This window comes from Vibrio lentus, from assembly GCF_030409755.1.
Classification (GTDB): domain Bacteria; phylum Pseudomonadota; class Gammaproteobacteria; order Enterobacterales; family Vibrionaceae; genus Vibrio; species Vibrio lentus.
Genome location: NZ_JAUFQE010000002.1, coordinates 2,836,675 through 2,861,204 on the forward strand (window position 1 = coordinate 2,836,675; position 24,530 = coordinate 2,861,204).

The 24,530-nt window shown below is 45.5% G+C and carries 21 protein-coding genes; 14 read left to right on the forward strand and 7 right to left on the reverse strand.

Going from position 1 to position 24,530, the window contains the following annotated elements:
* Positions 1 to 3: 3 nt before the first annotated feature.
* The 8 genes from QWZ07_RS21250 (at position 4) to fis (ending at position 7,986) form a co-directional block, all read left to right on the forward strand.
* Positions 4 to 636: a 3'-5' exonuclease gene (locus QWZ07_RS21250; protein WP_192853330.1), complete on the forward strand. Its 633-nt coding sequence runs from the start codon at positions 4 to 6 to the stop codon at positions 634 to 636.
* A gap of 218 nt (positions 637 to 854) precedes the next feature.
* Entirely contained in the window at positions 855 to 2,804 is a 1,950-nt protein-coding gene (gene acs, locus QWZ07_RS21255; protein ID WP_192853329.1) for an acetate--CoA ligase, read from the forward strand.
* Between the two features lie 322 nt (positions 2,805 to 3,126).
* Positions 3,127 to 3,576, forward strand: a complete 450-nt coding sequence (aroQ, locus tag QWZ07_RS21260) for a type II 3-dehydroquinate dehydratase (RefSeq protein ID WP_004729735.1) — start codon at positions 3,127 to 3,129, stop codon at positions 3,574 to 3,576.
* A 74-nt stretch (positions 3,577 to 3,650) separates the two neighbouring features.
* Complete coding sequence (gene accB, locus QWZ07_RS21265; protein WP_004729736.1) at positions 3,651 to 4,103, forward strand: acetyl-CoA carboxylase biotin carboxyl carrier protein; 453 nt, start codon at positions 3,651 to 3,653, stop codon at positions 4,101 to 4,103.
* Between the two features lie 15 nt (positions 4,104 to 4,118).
* Positions 4,119 to 5,462, forward strand: a complete 1,344-nt coding sequence (gene accC, locus QWZ07_RS21270) for an acetyl-CoA carboxylase biotin carboxylase subunit (RefSeq protein ID WP_017104594.1) — start codon at positions 4,119 to 4,121, stop codon at positions 5,460 to 5,462.
* 206 nt (positions 5,463 to 5,668) lie between these two features.
* Positions 5,669 to 6,556 carry a 50S ribosomal protein L11 methyltransferase gene (gene prmA, locus QWZ07_RS21275; RefSeq protein ID WP_017108603.1) on the forward strand — a complete coding sequence of 296 codons (888 nt, stop codon included), beginning with the start codon at positions 5,669 to 5,671 and terminating at the stop codon, positions 6,554 to 6,556.
* 141 nt (positions 6,557 to 6,697) lie between these two features.
* Complete coding sequence (dusB, locus tag QWZ07_RS21280) at positions 6,698 to 7,666, forward strand: tRNA dihydrouridine synthase DusB (RefSeq protein ID WP_017104592.1); 969 nt, start codon at positions 6,698 to 6,700, stop codon at positions 7,664 to 7,666.
* A 23-nt stretch (positions 7,667 to 7,689) separates the two neighbouring features.
* Positions 7,690 to 7,986 carry a DNA-binding transcriptional regulator Fis gene (gene fis / locus QWZ07_RS21285; protein ID WP_004729744.1) on the forward strand — a complete coding sequence of 99 codons (297 nt, stop codon included), beginning with the start codon at positions 7,690 to 7,692 and terminating at the stop codon, positions 7,984 to 7,986.
* 191 nt (positions 7,987 to 8,177) lie between these two features.
* On the opposite strand, the gene zntR is transcribed toward fis, so the two are convergent.
* A complete protein-coding gene (gene zntR / locus QWZ07_RS21290; RefSeq protein WP_029223214.1) occupies positions 8,178 to 8,609 on the reverse strand; it encodes a Zn(2+)-responsive transcriptional regulator in 432 nt (143 codons plus the stop codon).
* A gap of 323 nt (positions 8,610 to 8,932) precedes the next feature.
* Between zntR and purH the strand changes: the two genes are divergently transcribed.
* Both purH and purD read left to right on the forward strand, forming a co-directional pair.
* Positions 8,933 to 10,525, forward strand: a complete 1,593-nt coding sequence (gene purH / locus QWZ07_RS21295) for a bifunctional phosphoribosylaminoimidazolecarboxamide formyltransferase/IMP cyclohydrolase (RefSeq protein ID WP_192853328.1) — start codon at positions 8,933 to 8,935, stop codon at positions 10,523 to 10,525.
* Positions 10,526 to 10,807: 282 nt separating this feature from the next.
* Positions 10,808 to 12,097, forward strand: a complete 1,290-nt coding sequence (purD, locus tag QWZ07_RS21300; protein WP_192853327.1) for a phosphoribosylamine--glycine ligase — start codon at positions 10,808 to 10,810, stop codon at positions 12,095 to 12,097.
* 134 nt (positions 12,098 to 12,231) lie between these two features.
* Here the strand turns inward: purD and QWZ07_RS21305 are convergent, their stop codons facing one another.
* Both QWZ07_RS21305 and hupA read right to left on the reverse strand, forming a co-directional pair.
* Positions 12,232 to 12,930 carry a DUF1481 domain-containing protein gene (locus tag QWZ07_RS21305; RefSeq protein ID WP_017108606.1) on the reverse strand — a complete coding sequence of 233 codons (699 nt, stop codon included), beginning with the start codon at positions 12,928 to 12,930 and terminating at the stop codon, positions 12,232 to 12,234.
* Positions 12,931 to 12,977: 47 nt separating this feature from the next.
* The gene (gene hupA, locus QWZ07_RS21310) at positions 12,978 to 13,250 is read right to left on the reverse strand and encodes a nucleoid-associated protein HU-alpha (protein ID WP_017108607.1); all 273 of its coding nucleotides are present in this window, start codon (positions 13,248 to 13,250) and stop codon (positions 12,978 to 12,980) included.
* Between the two features lie 270 nt (positions 13,251 to 13,520).
* Between hupA and QWZ07_RS21315 the strand changes: the two genes are divergently transcribed.
* Positions 13,521 to 14,684, forward strand: coding sequence for a CNNM domain-containing protein (locus QWZ07_RS21315; RefSeq protein ID WP_017108608.1), 1,164 nt, complete (start codon positions 13,521 to 13,523; stop codon positions 14,682 to 14,684).
* 106 nt (positions 14,685 to 14,790) lie between these two features.
* Here QWZ07_RS21315 and QWZ07_RS21320 read toward each other — a convergent pair whose 3' ends face one another.
* Complete coding sequence (locus QWZ07_RS21320; RefSeq protein WP_029223215.1) at positions 14,791 to 15,378, reverse strand: YjaG family protein; 588 nt, start codon at positions 15,376 to 15,378, stop codon at positions 14,791 to 14,793.
* A 71-nt stretch (positions 15,379 to 15,449) separates the two neighbouring features.
* Here QWZ07_RS21320 and QWZ07_RS21325 point away from each other — a divergent pair, with 71 nt between their 5' ends.
* Together QWZ07_RS21325 and QWZ07_RS21330 are read left to right on the forward strand one after the other, a co-directional pair.
* A complete protein-coding gene (locus QWZ07_RS21325; RefSeq protein ID WP_192853326.1) occupies positions 15,450 to 16,376 on the forward strand; it encodes a D-2-hydroxyacid dehydrogenase in 927 nt (308 codons plus the stop codon).
* On the forward strand, positions 16,376 to 16,969 hold the full coding sequence (locus tag QWZ07_RS21330; RefSeq protein ID WP_192853325.1) for a uracil-DNA glycosylase family protein: 594 nt from the start codon (positions 16,376 to 16,378) through the stop codon (positions 16,967 to 16,969). The genes QWZ07_RS21325 and QWZ07_RS21330 overlap by 1 nt, the downstream gene beginning before the upstream one ends.
* A 108-nt stretch (positions 16,970 to 17,077) precedes the next feature.
* On the opposite strand, the gene hemE is transcribed toward QWZ07_RS21330, so the two are convergent.
* Both hemE and nudC read right to left on the reverse strand, forming a co-directional pair.
* A complete protein-coding gene (gene hemE, locus QWZ07_RS21335; protein WP_029223216.1) occupies positions 17,078 to 18,145 on the reverse strand; it encodes a uroporphyrinogen decarboxylase in 1,068 nt (355 codons plus the stop codon).
* A 299-nt stretch (positions 18,146 to 18,444) separates the two neighbouring features.
* The gene (gene nudC, locus QWZ07_RS21340) at positions 18,445 to 19,254 is read right to left on the reverse strand and encodes an NAD(+) diphosphatase (protein WP_192853324.1); all 810 of its coding nucleotides are present in this window, start codon (positions 19,252 to 19,254) and stop codon (positions 18,445 to 18,447) included.
* A 165-nt stretch (positions 19,255 to 19,419) separates the two neighbouring features.
* Between nudC and rsd the strand changes: the two genes are divergently transcribed.
* Complete coding sequence (rsd, locus tag QWZ07_RS21345; RefSeq protein WP_192853323.1) at positions 19,420 to 19,917, forward strand: sigma D regulator; 498 nt, start codon at positions 19,420 to 19,422, stop codon at positions 19,915 to 19,917.
* Between the two features lie 374 nt (positions 19,918 to 20,291).
* Here rsd and rpoC read toward each other — a convergent pair whose 3' ends face one another.
* Positions 20,292 to 24,494 carry a DNA-directed RNA polymerase subunit beta' gene (gene rpoC / locus QWZ07_RS21350; RefSeq protein ID WP_029223217.1) on the reverse strand — a complete coding sequence of 1,401 codons (4,203 nt, stop codon included), beginning with the start codon at positions 24,492 to 24,494 and terminating at the stop codon, positions 20,292 to 20,294.
* Between the last annotated feature and the right edge of the window lie 36 nt (positions 24,495 to 24,530).

The following is a 24,530-nucleotide window of genomic DNA, read 5'->3' on the forward strand; positions in this document are numbered from 1 at the left end:
ACGATGAATAGATTGATTCGTTATTACTGGCATCACAAGCTCAAAGGCTCTGCTTATCAGCCTCTGTTTGCTGCGCCTGCTAATCACGAATACGTATCTCTTGATTGTGAAACCACCAGCCTCGACCCCAATCAGGCCGAATTGGTCACCATTGCCGCCACAAAAATCATTGGTAATCGAATTATTACCAGCCAACCTTTCGAGGTCCGGCTGCGAGCCCCTCAATCGCTCGATTGCAATTCAATCAAAATTCATCGCATTCGCCATCAAGATCTCAAGCATGGGATCGAAGAGAAACAGGCTTTGATCGAGCTGCTCGACTTTATTGGTAATCGCCCTTTAGTTGGCTATCACATCCGCTATGACAAGAAAATTCTCGACCGCGCCTGTTTAAAACAACTCGGATTTCCACTGCCTAACCGGTTAGTCGAAGTGAGCCAGCTCTATCAAGAAAAACTCGAAAGACAGCTACCCAATGCCTATTTTGATCTCAGTATGGACGCCATCTGTCGCCAGCTGGATCTACCTATCCCGGTCAATAAACATGATGCATTACAAGACGCTATCTCCGCCGCCCTTATCTTTGTTCGCCTTAAACACGGTGGTTTACCTCGTTTCAACTCTTCTTATTCTTAATTCAACCATTGCCTCTCTACATAGAGAGCAATATCGCAAAAATGAACTTAACTCGCTATTTTGTAAGTGAAAAGCGGCGTCTCATCCTAAAGTCTAATTGTGGAAATCGCCGTCCTAGCCGAGAGTGATAGCACAACGACGGTCCTGTAATAGACTTAGAAACTGAACACAAAGGAAGTTGCCAGTTCATTAAGAATGTAGGCACAAGGAGAGATGCAATGAGTGAAGCCCACGTTTATCCGGTAAAAGAAAATATTAAATCAACCACACACGCGGATAATGACACTTACCTAGCCATGTACCAGCAATCTGTTTCTGACCCTGAAGGCTTTTGGGGTGAACACGGAAAAATCGTTGATTGGATTAAACCTTTCACACAGGTAAAAAATACTTCTTTCGACCCAGGCCACATTGATATTCGCTGGTTTGAAGATGGCACGCTTAACGTTTCGGCTAACTGTATCGACCGCCACCTTGCTGATCGCGGTGATGAAGTCGCTATCATCTGGGAAGGCGATGACCCTGCTGATGATAAAACCCTAACCTTTAACGAACTGCACAAAGAAGTGTGCCTGTTTTCTAATGCTCTGAAAGAGCAAGGCGTACGTAAAGGCGATGTGGTTTGTTTATACATGCCAATGGTTCCAGAAGCGGCGGTTGCGATGCTGGCATGTACCCGCATCGGCGCGGTTCACACTGTGGTATTTGGCGGTTTCTCTCCAGAAGCACTGTCTGGTCGTATTATCGATTCAAATTCTAAAGTCGTTATCACTGCCGATGAAGGCGTGCGTGGCGGCCGTGCTGTTCCACTGAAGAAGAATGTCGATGAAGCACTGACTAACCCTGAAGTGAAGAACATCGAAAAGGTTGTGGTCTTCAAACGTACTGGCGGCGATGTTGCTTGGCACGAACACCGTGATGTGTGGTGGCATGATGCTATCGCAAACGTATCGGCAGATTGCCCACCAGAAGAGATGAATGCAGAAGATCCACTATTCATTCTTTATACATCAGGCTCAACAGGCAAACCTAAGGGTGTAATGCACACCACAGGTGGTTACCTTGTTTATGCAGCCATGACCTTCAAATACGTATTCGATTACCAAGAAGGTGAAACCTTCTGGTGTACAGCCGATGTGGGCTGGATTACCGGTCACACTTACCTTGTTTACGGACCACTTGCCAATGGTGCGAAAACCATCCTGTTTGAAGGCGTGCCGAATTACCCGAACACAAGCCGAATGAGTGAAGTGGTTGATAAGCATCAAGTTAATATTCTTTATACTGCGCCAACGGCTATTCGTGCATTGATGGCGAAAGGCAATGAAGCCGTTGAAGGCACTTCTCGTGACAGCCTAAGAGTCATGGGCTCGGTAGGTGAACCTATCAACCCAGAAGCGTGGGAGTGGTACTACAAAACAATTGGTAACGAGCAGTCTCCAATTGTCGATACATGGTGGCAAACAGAAACGGGCGGCATCTTAATCGCTCCACTACCGGGCGCAACAGACCTAAAACCGGGTTCAGCGACTCGTCCATTCTTCGGTGTGCAACCCGCGCTTGTCGACAACATGGGCAACATCATTGAAGGCGCGACTGACGGCAACCTTGTGATTCTTGACTCTTGGCCAGGCCAGATGCGTACCGTTCATGGTGATCATGACCGTTTTGAGCAGACTTACTTCTCTACCTTTAAAGGTATGTACTTTACCAGTGATGGTGCTCGTCGTGATGAAGACGGTTATTACTGGATTACGGGCCGTGTCGATGACGTGCTTAACGTATCAGGTCACCGTATGGGTACCGCTGAGATTGAATCTGCGCTAGTGGCGTTCGATAAGATTGCAGAAGCAGCGATTGTGGGCATTCCTCACGATATTAAAGGCCAAGCAATTTACGCTTACATCACGCTTAATGATGGTGAGTTCCCAACCGCAGAGCTTCATAAAGAAGTGAAAGACTGGGTACGTAAAGAGATTGGCCCAATCGCAACACCAGACGTTCTGCATTGGACAGACTCTCTGCCGAAAACTCGTTCAGGTAAAATCATGCGTCGTATCTTGCGTAAGATTGCCACTGGCGATACTGGCAACCTAGGCGATACGTCAACACTGGCAGACCCAAGCGTGGTCGATAAACTGATTGCAGAGAAAGCTGAACTGGCATAAGCAACCCGTCACATTAGCTTATCACTGTTTAAAACAGCCATTAATAAACCGTCACCTATGTGGCGGTTTTTTTATGGCTGATCTTGATCTCAAATATCTTCGATAAAATTAAGGCAATCGCGGTTTTTTGTTAAGTTGATAACAATTCCATGCCGTACTTATAGGAGATTAGACCAGTAAATTGCTGCGATTTGCGCTGAATTAGCTATAATCTGGTTCTAATTTTTAAATTTGGGTTTTTCTTACTGGAAATTAACCCCAAATTTTCAATAAAATGGCAACATTCACATTCGTAAACACGATAAAGGAAGATAGCCCCACAATGTCTACAAAGTTTCGCATTCTAGTTTTAAATGGCCCAAACCTTAACCTGTTAGGCCTTAGAGAGCCTGCACACTACGGTTCTCAAACACTTGACCAGATTATTAGCTCTTTGACCGAGCAAGCGAAAACACAAGATGTTGAGCTGTCTCACTTACAGTCAAATCGTGAGTATGAACTGATTGAAGCTATCCATAGTGCTTATCAAAATGTTGATTTTATTATTATCAACCCAGCGGCCTTTACACATACCAGTGTGGCGTTGCGTGATGCACTACTTGGTGTTGCTATCCCATTTATTGAGGTTCATCTATCGAATGTTCACGCACGTGAACCATTCCGTCACCACTCATACCTATCTGATAAAGCAGAAGGTGTGATTTGTGGCTTAGGTGCCCAAGGTTATCAATTTGCTTTGACGGCTGCGCTCAACAAGCTCAACGCAAAGTAAATAAAAACAACGAACTATTACTAACCTACTCAGTCAAAGAGTAAGTTCAATCAACAGATAAAGAGAAAGAAACAATGGATATTCGCAAAATCAAAAAGCTAATCGAATTGGTTGAAGAGTCTGGCATTTCTGAGCTAGAGATCTCTGAAGGTGAAGAGTCAGTACGAATCAGTCGTAACAGCCCTGTATCTGCAGCGCCTATTCAATATGCAGCGGCTCCAGCTCCTGTAGCGGCAGCAGCACCTGCGGCGGCACCTGTAGCAGCAGAAGCAGCAGCTCCTGCAGTTCCAGCTGGTCACCAAGTTCTTTCTCCAATGGTTGGTACTTTCTACGGCGCTCCAAGCCCAGATGCAAAACCATTCGTTAAAGTTGGTCAATCTGTAACGGCTGGCGAAACTCTATGTATCGTTGAAGCAATGAAAATGATGAACCAAATCGAAGCTGATAAGTCTGGTGTTGTAACAGCAATCCTAGTTGAAGACGGTCAACCAGTAGAATTCGACCAAGCTCTAGTAATTATCGAATAATAGAGAGCACTTATTATGTTAGATAAATTAGTAATCGCGAACCGTGGTGAAATTGCACTGCGTATTCTGCGAGCATGTAAAGAGCTTGGCATCAAAACGGTAGCGGTTCACTCAACCGCTGACCGTGATCTTAAGCACGTACTTCTTGCTGACGAAACCATTTGTATTGGTCCAGCTCGCGGTATCGATAGCTACCTGAACATCCCTCGTATCATCAGCGCAGCTGAAGTTACAGGTGCAGTCGCTATTCACCCAGGCTACGGCTTCCTATCTGAAAATGCAGACTTTGCAGAACAGGTAGAGCGCAGTGGCTTTATCTTTGTTGGCCCTAAAGCTGAAACCATTCGCATGATGGGTGACAAAGTGTCAGCTATCACGTCAATGAAGAAAGCTGGCGTACCTTGTGTACCAGGTTCTGACGGCCCTCTTGACGACGACGAAGCGAAAAACAAAGCGCACGCTAAGCGCATTGGCTTCCCAGTTATCATCAAGGCATCTGGCGGCGGCGGCGGTCGTGGTATGCGTGTTGTTCGTTCTGAAGCAGAACTAACAGAAGCTATCGCGATGACTCGTGCTGAAGCAAAAGCATGTTTCAACAACGACATGGTTTACATGGAGAAATTCCTAGAAAACCCACGTCACATTGAAGTACAAGTGCTTGCAGATGGCCAAGGCAATGCTATCCACCTAGGTGAGCGTGACTGTTCAATGCAGCGTCGTCACCAGAAAGTTGTGGAAGAAGCGCCAGCTCCAGGTATCACTGAAGAAATGCGTAAATACATCGGCGACCGTTGTACTCGTGCATGTCTTGAGATTGGTTACCGCGGCGCAGGTACATTTGAATTCCTATACGAGAACGGTGAGTTCTACTTCATCGAAATGAACACTCGTATTCAGGTTGAGCACACGATTACTGAAATGGTAACGGGTATCGATCTAGTGAAAGAGCAACTTCGCATTGCTGCTGGTCAGCCTCTATCATTCACACAGGATGATATTAAGCTGCGCGGCCACTCAATCGAATGTCGTATCAATGCTGAAGATCCAGTTCGTTTCCTACCTTCACCAGGTAAGATTGAACGTTTCCACGCACCAGGCGGCATGGGTGTTCGTTGGGAATCTCATATCTACACTGGCTACACAGTGCCACCGCATTACGATTCAATGATCGGCAAGCTGATCACTTACGGTGAGAACCGTGACGTAGCGATTGCACGTATGAAGAACGCACTAGCAGAAATGATTGTTGAAGGTATCAACGTCAATACTGAGCTGCAATTAGCGATTATGAACGACGAAAACTTCCAACACGGTGGTGCAAACATCCACTACCTTGAGAAGAAGCTTGGTCTGCAATAGAAGCTTGGTCTGCAAAAGAAGCAGGTCTTCCATAATACGTTCTCTGTAGAACAGTAATAAATGCTCACTTCGGTGGGCATTTTTGTTTTTAAACACTCGCAAAAATCAATCGATAATCCCTCTTATAATCCGCGGTGTTTTGGTGAATTTGCTCATATTTTCTGCTAGACTCCCCATCCAATTTTTCTCATATAGAAGATGCAGCCATGCCTTGGATTCAAATCAAGCTTAATGCGACCAATGAAAATGCCGAACAAATCGGCGACATGTTAATGGAAGAGACTGGTGCTCTTTCTGTAACTTTCCTGGATGCACAAGATACCCCTGTATTTGAGCCTCTGCCGGGTGAAACTCGCCTTTGGGGTGATACTGACATTCTCGCGCTTTACGACGCTGAGACTGATACTGGTGTCGTTCTAGCGCAGATTAAAGCAAGCAACATGTTCCCTGCAGACTTTGCTCATAAAGTAGAGCAAATTGAAGACAAGGATTGGGAACGTGAATGGATGGACAACTTCCACCCAATGAAGTTTGGTGAGCGTCTTTGGATCTGCCCTAGCTGGCGTGATATCCCGGAACCTGACGCTGTGAACGTCATGCTAGACCCTGGTCTTGCATTTGGTACTGGTACTCACCCAACAACAGCATTGTGTCTTGAATGGCTGGAAGGCTTAGACCTTACAGGCAAAACCGTGATCGACTTCGGTTGTGGTTCAGGCATTCTTGCGATCGCTGCGATCAAACTGGGCGCTGCAAAAGTTATCGGGATCGACATTGATCCTCAAGCTCTGCTTGCCTCAAAAGACAACGCACAACGCAATGGTGTTGCTGAGCAGCTAGAGGTGTTCCTACCTCAAGATCAACCTGAAGGTCTGATTGCTGACGTTGTTGTTGCTAACATTCTTGCAGGTCCATTACGCGACCTTTCAGGTATCATTAAAGGCCTAATTAAGCCAACTGGCGTGCTTGCGATGTCGGGTGTTTTGGATACACAAGCAGAAGATGTTGCGACTTATTATCGTGATGAGCTTCACATTGATCCAATCATTGAACAACAAGAATGGTGTCGAATCTCTGGTCGCAAGCAAGGCTAGACAAGACTTTGGGCGCTAATTGACTGAATTTTAAGCAAATTACAAAAACAAATTGTAAATGCTCAAATATTAGTCTTTTCACGCAGCGAAAAAATGCGTAAAATGCGCGCCCTTGCTGGTACAGAACTGTGATGACATTTTTTGAAAATCGGAAATTATCAACTTAAGAACAATCTAATCGTCGCTCCTATGGCTGGCGTAACGGATAGACCATTCCGTGAGTTGTGTCTTCGTTACGGTGCGGGGATGGCAGTCAGTGAAATGATGTCCTCCAATCCGAAAGTTTGGAAAACGTCAAAGTCTCAGCAGCGTATGGTACATGAAGGCGAATCGGGCATTCGTTCAGTACAAATCGCTGGTGCAGATCCACAGCTTATGGCCGAGGCTGCTCAATTCAATGTTGCTAACGGTGCGCAAATCATCGATATCAATATGGGTTGTCCAGCCAAAAAAGTGAATAAGAAGCTTGCGGGCTCAGCCCTACTTCAGCATCCAGAACTCATTGAAGATATTCTGAAGGCTGTGGTAAATGCTGTCGACGTTCCAGTAACGTTGAAAACGCGCACAGGCTGGGATACAGACAATAGAAACTGCGTCCAAATCGCTAAAATAGCCGAAGACTGCGGCATACAAGCTCTTGCCCTTCACGGGAGAACTCGCGCTTGTATGTACAAAGGTGAGGCAGAATACAAACACATTAAAGCAGCAAAACAAGCAGTATCTATTCCGGTTATCGCTAACGGTGATATCGATAGCCCGGAAAAAGCTAAGTTTGTGCTGGAGTACACTGGCGCTGATGCTTTAATGATAGGTCGGCCTGCCCAAGGACGCCCTTGGATTTTTAACGAAATCCTACACTATTTGGAAAACGGCACCACGATGGACCCGCTCCCGACTTCGGAAGTGAAAGACATCATGCTTGGCCATGTTAACGCTCTACATGAATTTTATGGCGAGTTTTTAGGCCCCCGTATTGCTCGTAAGCATGTGGGTTGGTACCTAAAAGAACATGAACAAGCGAGTGAGTTTCGCCGTACCTTCAACGCTTTCGAAGCAGGTGATCTGCAGCTTGAAGCGCTAGAAGGTTTTTTTGATAACGTTGCACCATAATTACGAGAAGAGCTAGACCGAATATGTTCGAACAAAATCTGACTTCAGAAGCATTGACAGTAACTACAGTTACATCACAAGACCAAATCACGCAGAAGCCTCTACGTGACTCAGTTAAAGCATCATTGAAAAATTACCTTGCTCAATTAAACGGTCAAGAAGTCAGCGAGTTATACGAATTAGTATTAGCTGAAGTTGAACAGCCACTACTAGACACTATCATGCAGTACACTCGCGGTAACCAAACTCGCGCAGCAACCATGATGGGTATTAACCGCGGTACTCTTCGCAAGAAACTTAAAAAATACGGCATGAACTAATCGTTCTTTCGTAATTAATTGAATTGAAAGCCAAGCTCATTTATTGAGTTTGGCTTTTTTTTGGCCTTTTGATTATGTCGCTAAACAAGACTGCCTCGCTGAGTAACAAGGTTGTAAGGCAATAAGTAACAAGGCGGTAAGACAGCAAGGCAACATACCCAATGAATACAAATCAGTTGCTATCAGCTTGCTTAGCTACAACAACGTCCCTTCTCAAGGTTTGCTGAGTCCAAGGCAGCCAAAATCGAGCAATGGCTCGCATCGTCATCTATGTGGCCACAGCAGGCATCATTAATCTTTTTGAGTGCCGTTCGAATCTTAGTAAGCTCCGTTATCTTTTCATCAATCATCTCTAATTTAGAAGAGGTGATCGACTTCACTTCAGCGCAACTGTGTTGAGTCGCTTCAAGACGAATCTCTAACAATTCTTTGATTTCATCTAAACTCAGCCCTAACTCTTTAGATTTGAGAATAAATGTCACCTGCTTTTGGTTATTTTCATCATACAGACGATAACCCGACTCACTGCGACTGGCTGGTGCAATCAGGTTATTCTTCTCATAAAAACGCAAGGTATCGGCTGTCACACCGCATCTTTTCGCTAATTCGCCAATCTGAAACATGTTTTTTCCTATTCTTTCATCCATTCCACTATTAACCTTGTTGTTACTTTTCAGGCTGAAATGGCACTTTTCATAATTAATTTTGAGATGCCAAACGATTGCGCGAGCTTTTTTGTAATAAATTAGTTAGAATCTGCGCCATCAAATTTGGAGTTGGTTATCTTATAGCTTGATTATAAGAACACCCAAAAGGTCTTTACCAAAACTGGCCAATATTTTATCTCTTACTGGTATCTAAGATACTCCACGCTGAGAAGATAGAAACAAGTTCTTTTTTGGCAAATATCTTTATTTTAACCCCATGAATTTGAGGAAATGGAAGCATGAATAACGCTCGTCCAATTCGCCGCGCTCTCATCAGCGTATCAGACAAAACTGGTATCGTTGAATTTGCACAAGCTCTTGCTAACCGTGGTGTAGATATCTTATCTACTGGTGGCACTGCTCGCCTGCTTGATGAAAAAGGCATCTCTGTAACAGAAGTATCTGACTACACTGGCTTCCCAGAAATGATGGATGGCCGTGTTAAGACTCTGCACCCGAAAGTTCATGGTGGTGTTCTAGGCCGTCGTGGCCAAGATGATGACGTGATGGAAACTCACGGTATCAACCCTATCGATATGGTTGTTGTAAACCTATACCCATTCGCAGAAACCGTTGCTAAAGAAGGTTGTACCCTTGCTGACGCTGTTGAGAACATCGACATCGGTGGCCCAACAATGGTTCGCTCTGCGGCTAAAAACCACAAAGACGTAACGATCGTTGTAAACGCACACGACTACGAGCGCGTTGTGGCTGAAATGGACGCGAACGAGAAATCTCTAACACTAGAGACTCGCTTCGACCTCGCTATCGCAGCATTCGAACACACGGCTTCTTACGACGGTATGATCGCAAACTACTTCGGCACTATGGTTCCATCTTACGGTGAGAACAAAGAAGGCGACGAAGAGTCTAAATTCCCTCGCACGTTCAACCAACAGTTCGAGAAGAAGCAAGACATGCGCTACGGTGAAAACAGCCACCAAGCAGCAGCTTTCTACGTTGAAGCAAACCCTGAAGAAGCATCAGTTTCTACAGCTCGCCAAATCCAAGGCAAAGCGCTTTCTTACAACAACATCGCTGACACTGACGCAGCGCTTGAATGTGTGAAAGAGTTCGACCAGCCAGCATGTGTGATCGTTAAGCACGCTAACCCATGTGGTGTAGCACTAGGTACAGATATCCTAGAAGCTTACGACCGCGCATTCAAAACAGACCCAACGTCTGCATTTGGCGGCATCATCGCATTCAACCGTGAACTAGACGCTGCAACAGCAACGGCTATCACTGAGCGTCAATTCGTTGAAGTTATCATTGCACCATCTGTTTCTGCTGAAGCAGTAGCAATCGTAGCGGCTAAGAAAAACCTTCGCCTGCTTGAGTGTGGTGAGTGGACAACTAAGACAACTGGTTTTGACGTGAAACGCGTTAACGGTGGTTTACTAGTTCAAGACCGCGACCAAGGCATGGTTTCTGAAGATGACCTAAAAGTAGTTTCTAAGCGTCAACCAACAGCCGAAGAGCTAAAAGATGCTCTATTCTGCTGGAAAGTAGCGAAGTACGTTAAGTCTAACGCTATCGTTTACTCGAAAGGTGACATGACGGTTGGTGTGGGCGCTGGCCAAATGAGCCGCGTTTACTCTGCGAAAATCGCAGGCATCAAAGCGGCAGACGAAGGTCTACAGGTTGAAGGTTGTGTGATGGCATCAGATGCATTCTTCCCATTCCGTGACGGTATCGACGCGGCAGCAGAAGCTGGCATCAAGTGTGTTATCCAGCCGGGCGGCTCTATGCGTGATGACGAAGTTATCGCAGCAGCAGACGAACACGGCATGGCGATGATATTCACAGGCATGCGTCACTTCCGCCACTAATTTCCTCTTCGTATTTGGCACTGTGGCGTCGTTAGCTGCTTTCGCCCACCCCGGTCACATAGCGAGCTATGCTCCCGGGGATGGGCTCAATTGCTGCCTAGCCACATCACCAACTACTTTGAGCAAAACTTATAATTTTGTTTTTTAAATATTCCGATATTTGAAATACGTAGAGCAAGTCAGTGACTTTAGTTCAAGGAAAACACGCGGAGCTTATGACCATAAGTGAGCATGTTTGACACAGAAATAAAGGCTCTGAAGCAGCTATAAGGATTTTAAAACATGAATGTATTGATTATCGGTGCCGGCGGTCGTGAGCATGCACTTGGTTGGAAAGCGGCACAAAACCCAAATGTTGAAACGGTATTCATCGCTCCAGGTAATGCAGGTACTGCGCTTGAGCCTAAACTTGAGAACGTAAACATCGGTGTTGAAGACATCGCAGGTTTAGTGGCGTTTGCTCAAGAGAAAAAAATCGAACTGACCATCGTTGGTCCTGAAGCACCATTGGTTATTGGTGTGGTTGATGCATTCCGCGAAGTTGGCCTACCAATCTTTGGCCCAACTCAAGCAGCGGCACAGCTGGAAGGCTCTAAAGCATTCACCAAAGACTTCCTAGCTCGTCATGAGATCCCAACAGGTTACTACTCCAACTTCACAGAGATCGAGCCAGCTATCGCTTACGTTCGCGAGCAAGGTGCTCCAATCGTAGTAAAAGCTGACGGCCTTGCTGCAGGTAAAGGCGTTATCGTTGCGATGACCCTTGAAGAAGCAGAAGACGCAATCAAAGACATGCTAGCAGGCAACGCATTTGGCGAAGCAGGCAGCCGCGTGGTTATCGAAGAGTTCCTTGAAGGCGAAGAAGCAAGCTTCATCGTAATGGTTGACGGTTCTAGCGTTCTTCCTATGGCCACCAGCCAAGATCACAAACGTGTTGGCGACAAAGACACTGGCCCTAATACTGGCGGCATGGGTGCTTACTCCCCAGCTCCAGTCGTGACTCCAGAAATCCATAACCGCATCCTTGAGGAAGTTATCTACCCAACGGTACGTGGTATGGACGCAGAAGGCGCACCTTACACTGGTTTCCTTTACGCTGGCCTAATGATCGATGCTGACGGCACTCCTAAAGTTATCGAATACAACTGCCGCTTCGGCGATCCAGAAACGCAACCTATCATGATGCGTATGGAGTCAGACCTTGTTGAGCTTTGCCTAATGGCTATCGACGAGAAACTCGACGAAGCAGAATCTAAGTGGGATCCACGCGCTTCTATCGGTGTTGTTCTTGCGGCTGGCGGTTACCCTGCAGACTACGCAAAAGGCGATGTAATTTCCCTGCCGACAAGCGAAGTTGAAGGCCAAAAGGTTTTCCATGCAGGTACCACAAATAACGAAGCTGGCGACGTTGTGACAAACGGCGGCCGCGTGCTATGTGCAACTACACTGGGCAATACGGTTTCTGAAGCTCAGGAGCGCGCTTACGCGTTAACTAAGCAAGTTAGCTGGAATGGTATGTTCCACCGCAATGACATTGGTTACCGTGCGATTGCGCGCGAGCAAGAGCAGTAATCTCTCTCGAACAATCTATCTCTAACTCATTGCAGTTAGTTGAATCAAAAAAGGCGCCTAGGGCGCCTTTTTTAATATTTAAAATGCATTATGTTCGCTACCAAGCGTTTGGCCTATCGTAGGTCAAAAGCTCTCTACTCACTGAGAAGTGATGGTCTTTGAATACATTGGTGGTTTTCATCGGCTAATACTAGTAGCTCAGCAACCGACACTTTACGTGACGACACCTTGCCCACAAGAGCACCATAACTCTCTACTGAAGCAAGACGATTGACAACGATTCTTGGTAAGGTCTTGTTAAATTCAAAGTACTCGAATTGATCGCCAGAACACGTCTCAAAAATCTCACCATTCCAGTAGCCCTGAAGAAGCTCTAATCCTTCATCATTTTGCTTCTCTGTGATATCGAGAACCGAAATCGCCTGCTTTTGGTAGTTATCCAGCTGCTCTGATTGAAGTGGCAAGATTTTGCTACCGATTCGGTATTGTTGATACACGGCCTCGCCAGACTGATTAAAGCGCACATGAACACGGTAAGGTGCTAACGCTTGTGAATCGTCACGTAGCTCGCCTTCACGAATAAATTCACGCAGTACACCACCGGACCAAGCATAATCGGTTTTGTACCAACCATAGTCGCCCATTGTGACGTAATCAGCAGAAGTGTGTGGTTGTGTTAGCTTGTTGGTGACCCAGAAGAAACTTGTCGCGTCGCCCATGACTTGGCCGCCGGTATAGGTTTCAAATTGCTCTAGGTTTTTGCCGGGACTTGTTGAAGAACAGCCGAGAAGAAATGTAGATAAGAGTGAAACGAGAAGAAATGCTTTTTTCATAAAACCTGTACCGAGGTGAGAGTAAAACTACCTCGGTACAGTTTAGATTATTTTACTGAATCTTTCAGCGCTTTACCTGCAACAAATGCTGGAACATTTGCAGCAGCGATTTGGATCTCATCACCAGTTTTTGGGTTACGACCAGTGCGAGCTGCACGGTGGTTTACTTTAAAAGTACCAAAACCAATTAGCTGTACTTGATCGCCATCTTTAAGAGTCTCAGTCACGCCGCCAAGAGTTGCTTCTAGAGCCGCTTTAGCTTGTGCTTTCGAAAGGTCCGCTTTTTCAGCAATAAAGTCGATTAATTGAGTCTTGTTCATTTTAGGTTTCCCTTCTTAGTATTTTCGAATTCAATTAACTCTAAAACATAAATGCCCTATCTGGCAAAGGTTTGTCGTCGATCTTTAGCTCTAATGCCGTAGTTTTAGCCATAATATGAGTAATAACTCACAATTTGTTACTGATTTTATTGAGTAAGCCCTTGTTTAAAAGGGGCTGAGAGTGAAATTAATGATGACCTAGCCACTACTTATTCTCTATAATCCACCTTGAATCGCTGACAAAGCGTACAATTTAATTTAAGGGCAAACATGCTGCTGCTAACTATTTACGTCTCCATTGCTATTGGAGTTTCTTTCATTTGTTCTGTTTTGGAAGCTGTACTTTTGAGTATTAGTCCGAGCTACATCGCTCAACTAAAACAAAATGGGCACCCTGCAGCCGCGTCTTTAGACAAACTGAAAACAGATATTGATCGCCCACTCGCGTCAATTTTAACGCTCAACACCATCGCACATACTATTGGTGCGGCAACCGCAGGTGCACAAGCCGCTGTGGTTTTTGGTAGCCAATGGCTAGGTGTTTTCTCTGCCGTGCTCACTCTGGGCATTCTGGTGTTGTCTGAGATTGTTCCAAAAACGATTGGTGCGACCTACTGGCGTCAACTTGCTCCAGCATCGTCAACGGTACTGCGTTGGATGGTGTTCTTCCTAACTCCATTTGTTTGGTTCTCAGAGCAAATCACTAAACGTCTAGCTCGTGGTCACCAAGCACCTAAGATGCGTGACGAGCTATCAGCGATGGCTATTTTGGCAAAAGAGAGTGGCGAGTTCGCAGAAGGCGAATCAAAAATCCTAAGCAACTTATTAGGCATTCAAGATGTGCCTGTTACCCAAGTCATGACACCTCGACCGGTTGTATTCCGTGTAGATGCCGAGATGAGCGTCAATGTGTTCCTTGAAAAACACAAAGACACGCCGTTCTCACGTCCTTTGGTCTACAGCGAACAGAGTGACAATATCATTGGTTTTGTTCACCGTCTGGAGCTGTTTAGATTGCAACAAGCGGGTTGCGGCGAAAAAGCGTTAGGCGAAGTCATGCGCCCTATCCACGTGTTATTGAACAACATGGGTCTAGCTAAAGCCTTTGACCAAATGATGGCAAATCGCCTGCAATTGTCTTTGGTTGTTGATGAATACGGCACCATTCAGGGCATCATCACCCTAGAAGACATCTTTGAGCATTTAGTTGGCGAAGAGATCGTTGATGAAGCGGACAAGACCACAGACATGCAAGAACTTGCGTTTCAGCGTTGGGAAAAATGGAAAGAGACACATGGCGTTATCGAAAACCGTGATGAAGAGGACGAGCTAGAGAAAGAAACTCCAGCCGACAACGATGCCTCAGATTCAAAATCAGCGGATGATGACGACGCATCAAAAGATAATGCCTCAAAAGACAAAGCTCAGAACTAACAGCTAAGAAAAAGACGCTTAATCGAAACTTGATAGCGTCAGATACAACAAAGGCTCCCTAGGGAGCCTTTGTTTTTTTATTCTATTCGCTACAACTCAACATCCGTTATAACGCAACACCAATGTTGCTCACTGGGTCTTCACGCAGTTCATGACGCAGATCTTTAATCAGTTCAAGGTCGCGCTCTGTCGTTTCACGAAGTGGTCGGAAGATCGCCCATTGAACGTCCCACTCTTCACATACCGCTTCATTTTCTTTCTGGTTTTCGTTCGTGACTTCTTCAGCACCTTGAGCGAATTCAAGTTCTGCAACCGTCTTAACCGACTGTTGGCTAACTTTAATTACCGACTCAAGCATGTGTTCACGATCAAGCAAACCATGTATTAACGTTGCTAAGCCTTGGCATGCGTCCATTGCTGGATAAACACCATAAAAATCAAAATCATCACCGCTAGGGAATAGCTCTTCTACTTTCTCAAGTTGACGCTCAAAGTTCACCTTTGCCGTTTTAACCGTTAGGATTTCCCAAATGCTATCCAAAACATCACGATAGATTCGAGCTTCCGCAAATTCTGTATTCTCACAAAACATGGCATAGTTAGGATACATACGCTCACATAGACACGCCATAAAGGTAATTTGTTGCCAAGGTTCTAACTTTTCAAGACGAACCTGCAATGGATTCTGAAGCATAGTCACTCAATAATTGCAGAAAAAGACAGCGAAAGTGTACTTGATAAACCCTGGGGGGAAAAGGTAAGCCGATGAACAATTTTACGAATAAGCTCTATATTCTTACCGAGCATGACGATACTTACACGCAACTGATTGTAAACCGAGATTTACCTGACCTAGAAATCACCACAAACCCCGAGTTAGCGGAGATCGTCTTGGCCTCTCCTCCCCTCATAGCAGAACGTCTTGATGAGTTTAAGCATCTGGATTGGGTGCAAAGTACCTATGCCGGGATCAACAAATTAACCCAACCGAATTTGCGTCAGGACTACACATTGACCAACGTCAAAGGCATCTTCGGCCCTGCCATTGCCGAATACGTATTGGGTTACACAATCAGCCACTTTAGACACTTCACTCATTACCACCAGCAACAACAACAGCGAAACTGGCAGCCGCAGCTTTATACCAGCCTAACCGACAAAACCATGGTGATTTTGGGAACAGGTTCAATTGGCAGCCATTTGGCGAAAGCCGCTTCTGCGTTTGGTATCCATACCATTGGGGTCAACCGGACAGGTATCCCATCAAAGCAAGAAACCTTCAAAGATACTTTCCACATTAATGAATTAGAAGCCGCCCTCAAACAAGCGGATATTGTGGTGAACACACTGCCATCAACGGATGAGACCTACCAACTACTGAATCAAACCACCTTAAGCTACTGCTCTAACGTATTGCTGTTTAATGTGGGTCGCGGGGAAAGCGTAGACAATAAGGCGTTACTGCTTGCGATTAAGAATAAATGGGTTGAACACGCTTTCTTAGATGTCTTTGAATGCGAGCCTCTCACACAAGAACATCCGTTTTGGAAGTTGCCGCAAGTAACCATCACCCCACACATTGCAGCACTCAGTGAGCCAAGACAGGTCGTGGAGATCTTCGCCAATAATTACCAACAATGGCGAGATGGTTTTACACTGAATCACACCATTGATTTTGATAAAGGCTACTGATGTTCTCATCACTTCTCACCGAGATACGACATTGCACTGCTTGTGAGCCTCACCTATCACACGGTGCGAACCCAGTGATTCAGGCACACCCAAACGCGCGCTTGTTAATCATAGGGCAAGCGCCCGGTATCAAGGTTCATGAATCATCGATCCCTTGGAATGATGCCAGTGGCGAGCGATTGAGAGAATGGCTAGGAATGGATAGCGATACGTTTTATGACGAACAAAAAGTCGCGATTGTCCCGATGGGCTTTTGCTATCCAGGAAAGGGAAAAAGTGGCGACCTACCGCCTAGAAAGGAGTGCGCTGCGCTATGGCACCAAAAAGTGCTGCAATCACAGCCCAACATCCAAATGACCTTGCTGATTGGTCAGTATGCGCAAAACTATTATCTAAAAGATAAAGCCACCAGCACACTCACTGAAACGGTGCGTAACTGGCAGGCTTGGGCTCCAGAATTTTTGCCACTTCCCCACCCTTCACCACGTAATAATATCTGGCTCAAGAAAAATCCATGGTTCGAAAGTGAAGTCCTTCCCTATATCAGGAAGCACGTATCAGAGCATTTGGCCTACCATGATCCAAATACCTAATTAGCTGCACATCAACGATGATTAAGCCGATATTGGGTGCGGATAAAAAGATAATAAAAAAGCGCTGCCGATTTCTCGACAGCGCTTTTTCTAAAAACACATACTGAATTACTTGTGGTATGGCTTAGATAGGTCGTGAACTGCGTCCACAAATACACCAGCATTTTCTGGTGGCACATCTAGGTGAATACCATGGCCAAGGTTAAATACGTGGCCAGTACCGCCGTCACCAAAACCTTCAAGGATAGTGCCGACTTCTTCACGAATACGCTCAGGTTGTGCGTAAAGTACTGATGGATCCATGTTGCCTTGTAGAGCCACTTTATCGCCAATACGTGCTTTTGCATCAGCAATATTGATTGTCCAGTCTAGGCCAACTGCATCACAGCCAGTCGCTGCGATAGATTCTAGCCACATGCCACCGTTCTTAGTGAACAGAGTAACCGGTACACGGCGACCTTCGTTTTCACGGATTAGACCATCGACAATTTTGTGCATGTACTGTAGTGAGAACAGGTTGTAGTCACGCGGAGTCAGTACACCACCCCATGTGTCGAATACCATTACCGATTGTGCACCCGCTTTAATTTGCGCGTTCAGGTATTCAATAACAGTGTCAGCAAGCTTATCGAGAAGTAAGTGCAGCGTTTGTGGTTCTGCATACATCATCTTCTTGATTTTAGTAAACGCCTTCGAGCTGCTGCCTTCAACCATGTAAGTTGCCAATGTCCAAGGGCTACCAGAGAAACCAATCAGTGGCACTTCGCCTTTCAGATCTTTACGGATCTGACGAACAGCGTTCATTACGTATTGAAGCTCACCTTCTGGATCCGGTAGGCCAATTTTCTCTACGTCGGCTTTACAAGTAATCGGACGCTCAAATTTAGGGCCTTCACCTGTTTCGAAGTACAAACCTAAACCCATCGCATCTGGGATCGTTAGGATGTCAGAGAACAAGATTGCCGCATCAAGAGGGAAACGACGCAAAGGCTGAAGTGTTACTTCTGATGCTAGTTCCGCGTTCTTGCACAAAGACATGAAATCGCCAGCTTCTGCACGCGTTGCTTTGTATTCAGGAAGATAGCGACCCGCTTGGCGCATCATCCATACTGGAGTGCAATCAACAGGCTGCTTTAAAAGTGCGCGTAAATAGCGATCATTTTTTAATTCGGTCATTCCGTTCAATTCCAATTCAATCTTGTCTAGTTTTGATGGCAAGTATTCTAACACTGATTGAGGGGTAAAAGCTGTGTGCTTTGCAACCTAGATCAAGTTATTAACTTTTAAATCAATGCTTAATTTGCACCCAATTGCAGGCGCATGTTAAAAATTTGTTCGCTAGCGAAAATTACAATTATAACATCTGAGTAGTCACTACTCAGCATCTCATAACGACATCTTACTTACCCCCTCCACTTGTGGAGGGTTTTTTTTAGCTTTTGACCACCCATAGGCCAAATACCATCACTGGCCAATTAGTGCTCGAGTTCCTGCTCCGTCACTGCATCTTTCATCACGTCATCGACTGTTTTCTCAATCAATTGTCTCGCAATGGTTCCAACTGGAGCGACATCCGGCAGGGTTGTTACGTCAAACCATTGTGCATCCGACAGTTCACTGTAATCTGGTTTTAGCGTTCCACCAGCATAGTCAGCAAGAAAGGCCATCATCATACTCGATGGAAACGCCCATGGCTGGCTACCAAAGTAACGAATGTTACTCACGTCGATACCCGTTTCTTCTTTGACTTCTCGCGCCACACACTGTTCTAAGGTTTCTCCAACCTCTAAGAAGCCCGCTATCACGGTATACATGCCTGTTTTGTGCCTTGGGTGCTGCGCAAGCAATATCTTGTTGTCGTTTCGCACAGCGACAATGATGCACGGGAAGATACGAGGGTAATGAAGAGTTCGACAGTCACCACACTGCATCGCAACCTGATTGTGATTCAAATGATTACGACCGCCGCACTGTGGACAAAAACGCATACTTTGAGTCATGTGCCCGTACTGTATAGCCTTACTTGCCATAAGAAAGCTCGATTCAGACCAGTGCAATAACTCACGTAGGTTGACCATGGTCAGTTCACTCTCGACATCGCAGTCGTTGAGCCAATAGACCTGACAACCTTGGTGCTGACCAATACAGATAGCGTGTTCAACACTGAGTCCTAACTCATCAGCCGAGCCATAAGGAAACTGATCATTACTAACCCAAATATCACTACCAGAAACGACGCACCAGTAAGCTTGCTCTGTCATTTTTGTATCACTTTTTTTTAACATCCCTATGCCTCATTGCTTGCAGTTCGTTCATTTTACTGGCAATCTAATTTCATACTAGAGTTGTAGCAGAGAATATTTCAAGCTATTACTTTTAGTAGTTACCAATAAACGGACCTTGCTTAGGCAATTACCATGATCACAAGGTTGTGATCAGATCATGAGGACATGGTCATGCTAAATAAATTCAAACAAATACAAGAACAATGGGGTGGCTCTAATGAGGTCATCGATCATTGGCTCGAAACTCGACAGTCTCTAATCGTTGAGTATTGTAAGCTTGCCGCTCTACAGCCTTCATCATCGAAAGCAACGGCAATTACCGAACTACCTTCTCCAGAAGCGCTCCAAAAATTCAGCCAACATCTTGTTGATTACATCTCCGAAGGTCATTTCAAAATCTATGACATGGTGATGGACAAGTGGCAGTCTACTGGCTTCAAAGCAACAGACGAAATTAACAAATCTTATGGTCATATCGTCCTTACCACAGAGCCACTACTAAACTTTACCGATAAGTACGCCGCCATCAAAGCCAGCGATGCATTAGAGAGCTTTGACAGTGATTTATCTTTGATTGGTGAGATTATTGAGGCGAGGTTTGAGGTTGAAGATCAACTGATACAGCAAATTGCCGATAGCCTAGCGGTTCCGCCAGGAGCTTAGCTGGCTAACTATCTTGTAAGCTTGCCTCTGTGCAAGCTTTTTGTTTTGTCTATGAATCATGAATATCACCTATCTCCAGAAGCCTAGAGCTTGATAGCCTGCAACCCATTGATACTCTCTTATTGCTATCTCTTCGCACACATTCCTGCATATCAGCAACCTACACACCCAGCTTACGGTTCTCTATATAAATTCGTAGAGACTGCAACGTCATTAACTCTATTCCAAAAATGAAACACATAGCTCACTTGAAACTTGTACCAAAGATACTAGTTTGCCCCTGCAAGATTAATCCGATTTAAGCCAAACGACAGATACAAAAAAGGCACCCGAAGGTGCCTTTTTTCTTATCTCTTAGAGACTACTCGTAGAGCTTACTCTTCTGAAGAGAAACCAGCGTTTAGAAGTGCTGCTAGATTGTCAGTAGCTTGTTCAGCTGAAGGACCTTCTTGCTCTTCTTCACGTTGCTTTTGACGCTCTTGGTGGTATGCGAAACCAGTACCAGCTGGGATCAGACGACCAACAATTACGTTCTCTTTCAGACCGCGAAGGTCATCACGCTTACCAGAAACCGCAGCTTCTGTTAGTACGCGAGTCGTTTCTTGGAACGATGCAGCTGAGATGAATGACTCAGTTGCAAGAGATGCTTTAGTAATACCTAGTAGATCACGTTCGAAACGTACTAGTTCTTTACCTTCAGCTTCTAGCTTACGGTTAGCAATCTTAACATTGTGGTACTCAACTTGTTCGCCAGGTAGGAACGGAGAGTCACCAGAATGAGTGATTGTACACTTACGTAGCATTTGACGAACGATAGTCTCGATGTGCTTATCGTTAATCTTTACGCCTTGTAAGCGGTAAACTTCTTGAACTTCGTTCGCGATGTACTGAGTTACTGCGTGGATACCACGTAGACGCAGGATATCGTGTGGAGTTTCAGGACCGTCGGCGATTACATCACCACGTTCAATCTTCTCACCTTCGAACACGTTCAATTGACGATGCTTAGGAATCATCTCTTCGTAAGCGTCACCGCCTTCACGAGTGATTACTAGACGACGCTTACCTTTCGTTTCTTTACCAAACGACACAGTACCTGTGTGCTCAGCAAGGATCGCAGGCTCTTTAGGCTTACGAGCTTCGAATAGGTCAGCTACGCGTGGTAGACCACCGGTGATATCTTTGTTTCCGCTCGATTTTTGAGGGATACGAGATAGTGTGTCACCAATGCCAACTTCAGCGCCATCTTCGATGTTTACAATCGCTTTGCCAGGTAAGAAGTAGTGAGCTGGCATATCAGTACCAGGGATCATTACGTCGTTACCTTGCTCATCAACAAGTTTGATAGCTGGACGCATATCTTTACCTGCTGCTGGGCGAGCTGCTGCGTCTGTTACTTCACTTGAAGAAAGACCAGTTAGATCGTCAGTTTGACGAGAAACTGTAATACCATCGATCATATCTACGAATTGGATACGACCTGCCACTTCAGTGATGATTGGCATGGTATGCGCTTCCCAGTTAGCTACAACTTCACCAGCAGTAACTGCTGCGTTGTCGCCTTTGGTTAGCATCGAACCGTAAGGAAGTTTGTGCTTCTCTTTCGTACGGCCGAATTCATCAATAATCGTCATCTCAGATGCACGAGAAGTGATAACCAGTTTCTTATCTTTGTTAACTACAAACTTAGCATTGTGAAGTTTCACAGTACCAGTTGTCTTAGCTTGGATGCTGTTCTCTGCTGCTGCAGTAGATGCCGCACCACCGATGTGGAACGTACGCATTGTAAGCTGTGTACCCGGTTCACCGATAGATTGTGCAGCGATAACACCAACTGCTTCACCTTGGTTCACTAGGTGGCCACGTGCTAGGTCACGACCGTAACACTGTGCACAACAACCGAAGTCTGCATCACAGGTAACAACTGAGCGCACTTTCATGCTATCTACAGAGTTGTCTTCCATGATTTGACACCACTTCTCATCAATCAGAGTATTACGTGGAATCAGTACATCTTCAGTACCAGGCTTAAGAACATCTTCAGCAACTACACGACCAAGAGCAAGCTCAGAAAGTGCAACTTTAACGTCACCACCTTCGATGTGAGGCATCATGTCGATACCTTCATGCGTGCCACAGTCATGTTCGTGTACTACAACGTCTTGTGCTACGTCTACTAGACGACGAGTTAGGTAACCCGAGTTAGCTGTTTTCAGTGCTGTATCCGCAAGACCCTTACGAGCACCGTGCGTTGAGATAAAGTACTGAAGGACGTTTAGACCTTCTTTAAAGTTCGCAGTGATCGGCGTTTCGATGATAGAACCATCTGGACGCGCCATCAGACCACGCATACCTGCTAGCTGACGAATCTGAGCTGCAGAACCACGTGCGCCTGAATCGGCCATCATGTAGATGCTGTTGAACGATTCTTGCTGTTCTTCTTCGCCGTCACGGTTAATAACTGTTTCAGAAGAAAGGTTATCCATCATTGCTTTCGCAACACGGTCGTTCGTAGACGCCCAGATATCGATAACTTTGTTGTAACGCTCACCCGCAGTAACAAGACCAGATTGGAATTGCTCTTGGATTTCGCGAACTTCTTCTTCTGCATCAGAAATTTCAGTGTACTTAGCCGCTGGAACAACCATATCGTCGATACCAACAGAAACACCTGAAAGTGCTGCGTATGCAAAACCTGCGTACATGATTTGGTCAGCAAAGACTACTGTGTCTTTTAGACCAAGCTTACGGTAACACTCGTTAAGAAGAGTAGAGATCTGCTTCTTACCTAACTTTTGGTTAACGATGCTGTACGGAAGGCCTCTAGGAACGATCTGCCAAAGCATTGCACGACCTACAGTCGTATCAACTAGGCCAGTGTTCGTTGTGCTGTTGCCGTCTTCGTCTACTACAGTTTCAGTGATACGTACTTTAACGCGAGCGTGTAGCTCAGCAGTCTTAGTACGGTATGCCTTTTCAGCCTCTTCAGGGCCAGCAAGGTACATACCTTCACCTTTCACGTTGATCTTGTCACGTGTCATGTAGTAAAGACCCAATACAACATCCTGAGAAGGAACGATGATCGGATCACCTGATGCTGGCGACAGAATGTTATTCGTCGACATCATTAGGGTACGAGCTTCTAGCTGTGCTTCTAAAGTTAGAGGCACGTGTACAGCCATTTGGTCACCATCGAAGTCGGCGTTGTATGCCGCACACACTAGTGGGTGAAGCTGAATCGCTTTACCTTCGATTAGTACTGGTTCAAACGCTTGGATACCTAGACGGTGAAGTGTAGGTGCACGGTTAAGCAGTACTGGGTGTTCGCGGATAACTTCGTCTAGGATATCCCAAACGATCGCTTCTTCGCGCTCTACCATTTTCTTAGCAGCTTTGATTGTCGTAGCCATGCCACGAGTTTCTAACTTGCTGTAGATGAATGGTTTAAATAGCTCAAGTGCCATCTTCTTAGGAAGACCACACTGGTGTAGACGAAGGTATGGACCAACTGTGATTACAGAACGGCCAGAGTAGTCTACACGTTTACCTAGAAGGTTCTGACGGAAACGACCTTGTTTACCCTTGATCATATCAGCAAGAGATTTCAGAGGACGCTTGTTAGAGCCAGTGATCGCACGACCGCGACGACCGTTATCTAGAAGTGCATCAACAGACTCTTGCAGCATACGCTTTTCGTTACGTACGATGATGTCCGGAGCAGCTAGCTCTAGAAGACGCTTCAAACGGTTGTTACGGTTGATCACACGACGGTAAAGGTCGTTCAGATCTGAAGTCGCAAAACGACCGCCATCTAGTGGAACTAGAGGACGTAGATCTGGCGGTAGCACTGGAAGTACAGTTAAGATCATCCACTCAGGCTTGTTGCCTGAAGAGATGAATGCTTCAACTAGCTTCAAACGCTTAGTAACTTTCTTACGCTTAGTTTCTGAGTTAGTTGTTTCTAACTCTTCGCGCATTTCTTCCACTTCTTGATGAAGGTCCATTGTTGAAAGCAGATCTTTGATCGCTTCAGCACCCATCTTAGCAGTGAATTCGTCACCCCACTCTTCTAGACGATCCAGATACTCTTCTTCAGTAAGCATCTGAGATTTTTCTAGATCAGTCATACCCGGTTCAGTTACTACGTACATTTCGAAGTAAAGAACACGTTCGATATCACGCAGAGGGATATCCATTAGTAGACCGATACGAGACGGTAGTGATTTTAGGAACCAGATGTGAGCAACTGGTGAAGCTAGCTCGATGTGGCCCATACGGTCACGACGAACTTTAGTCTGTGTAACTTCAACGCCACACTTCTCACAGATAACACCACGGTGCTTCAGGCGCTTGTATTTGCCACAAAGACATTCGTAATCTTTAACTGGACCAAAAATACGAGCACAGAACAGACCATCACGTTCAGGTTTGAACGTACGATAGTTAATTGTTTCTGGCTTTTTAACTTCACCAAAAGACCACGAACGGATCGTGTCTGGTGAAGATAGACCGATTTTGATTGCATCAAATTCTTCGGTCTTATGCTGTGCTTTTAGAAAGTTTAATAAGTCTTTCACGTTCAGCTCCTGTAAGGAGTTAAAGGAGCTCACCGA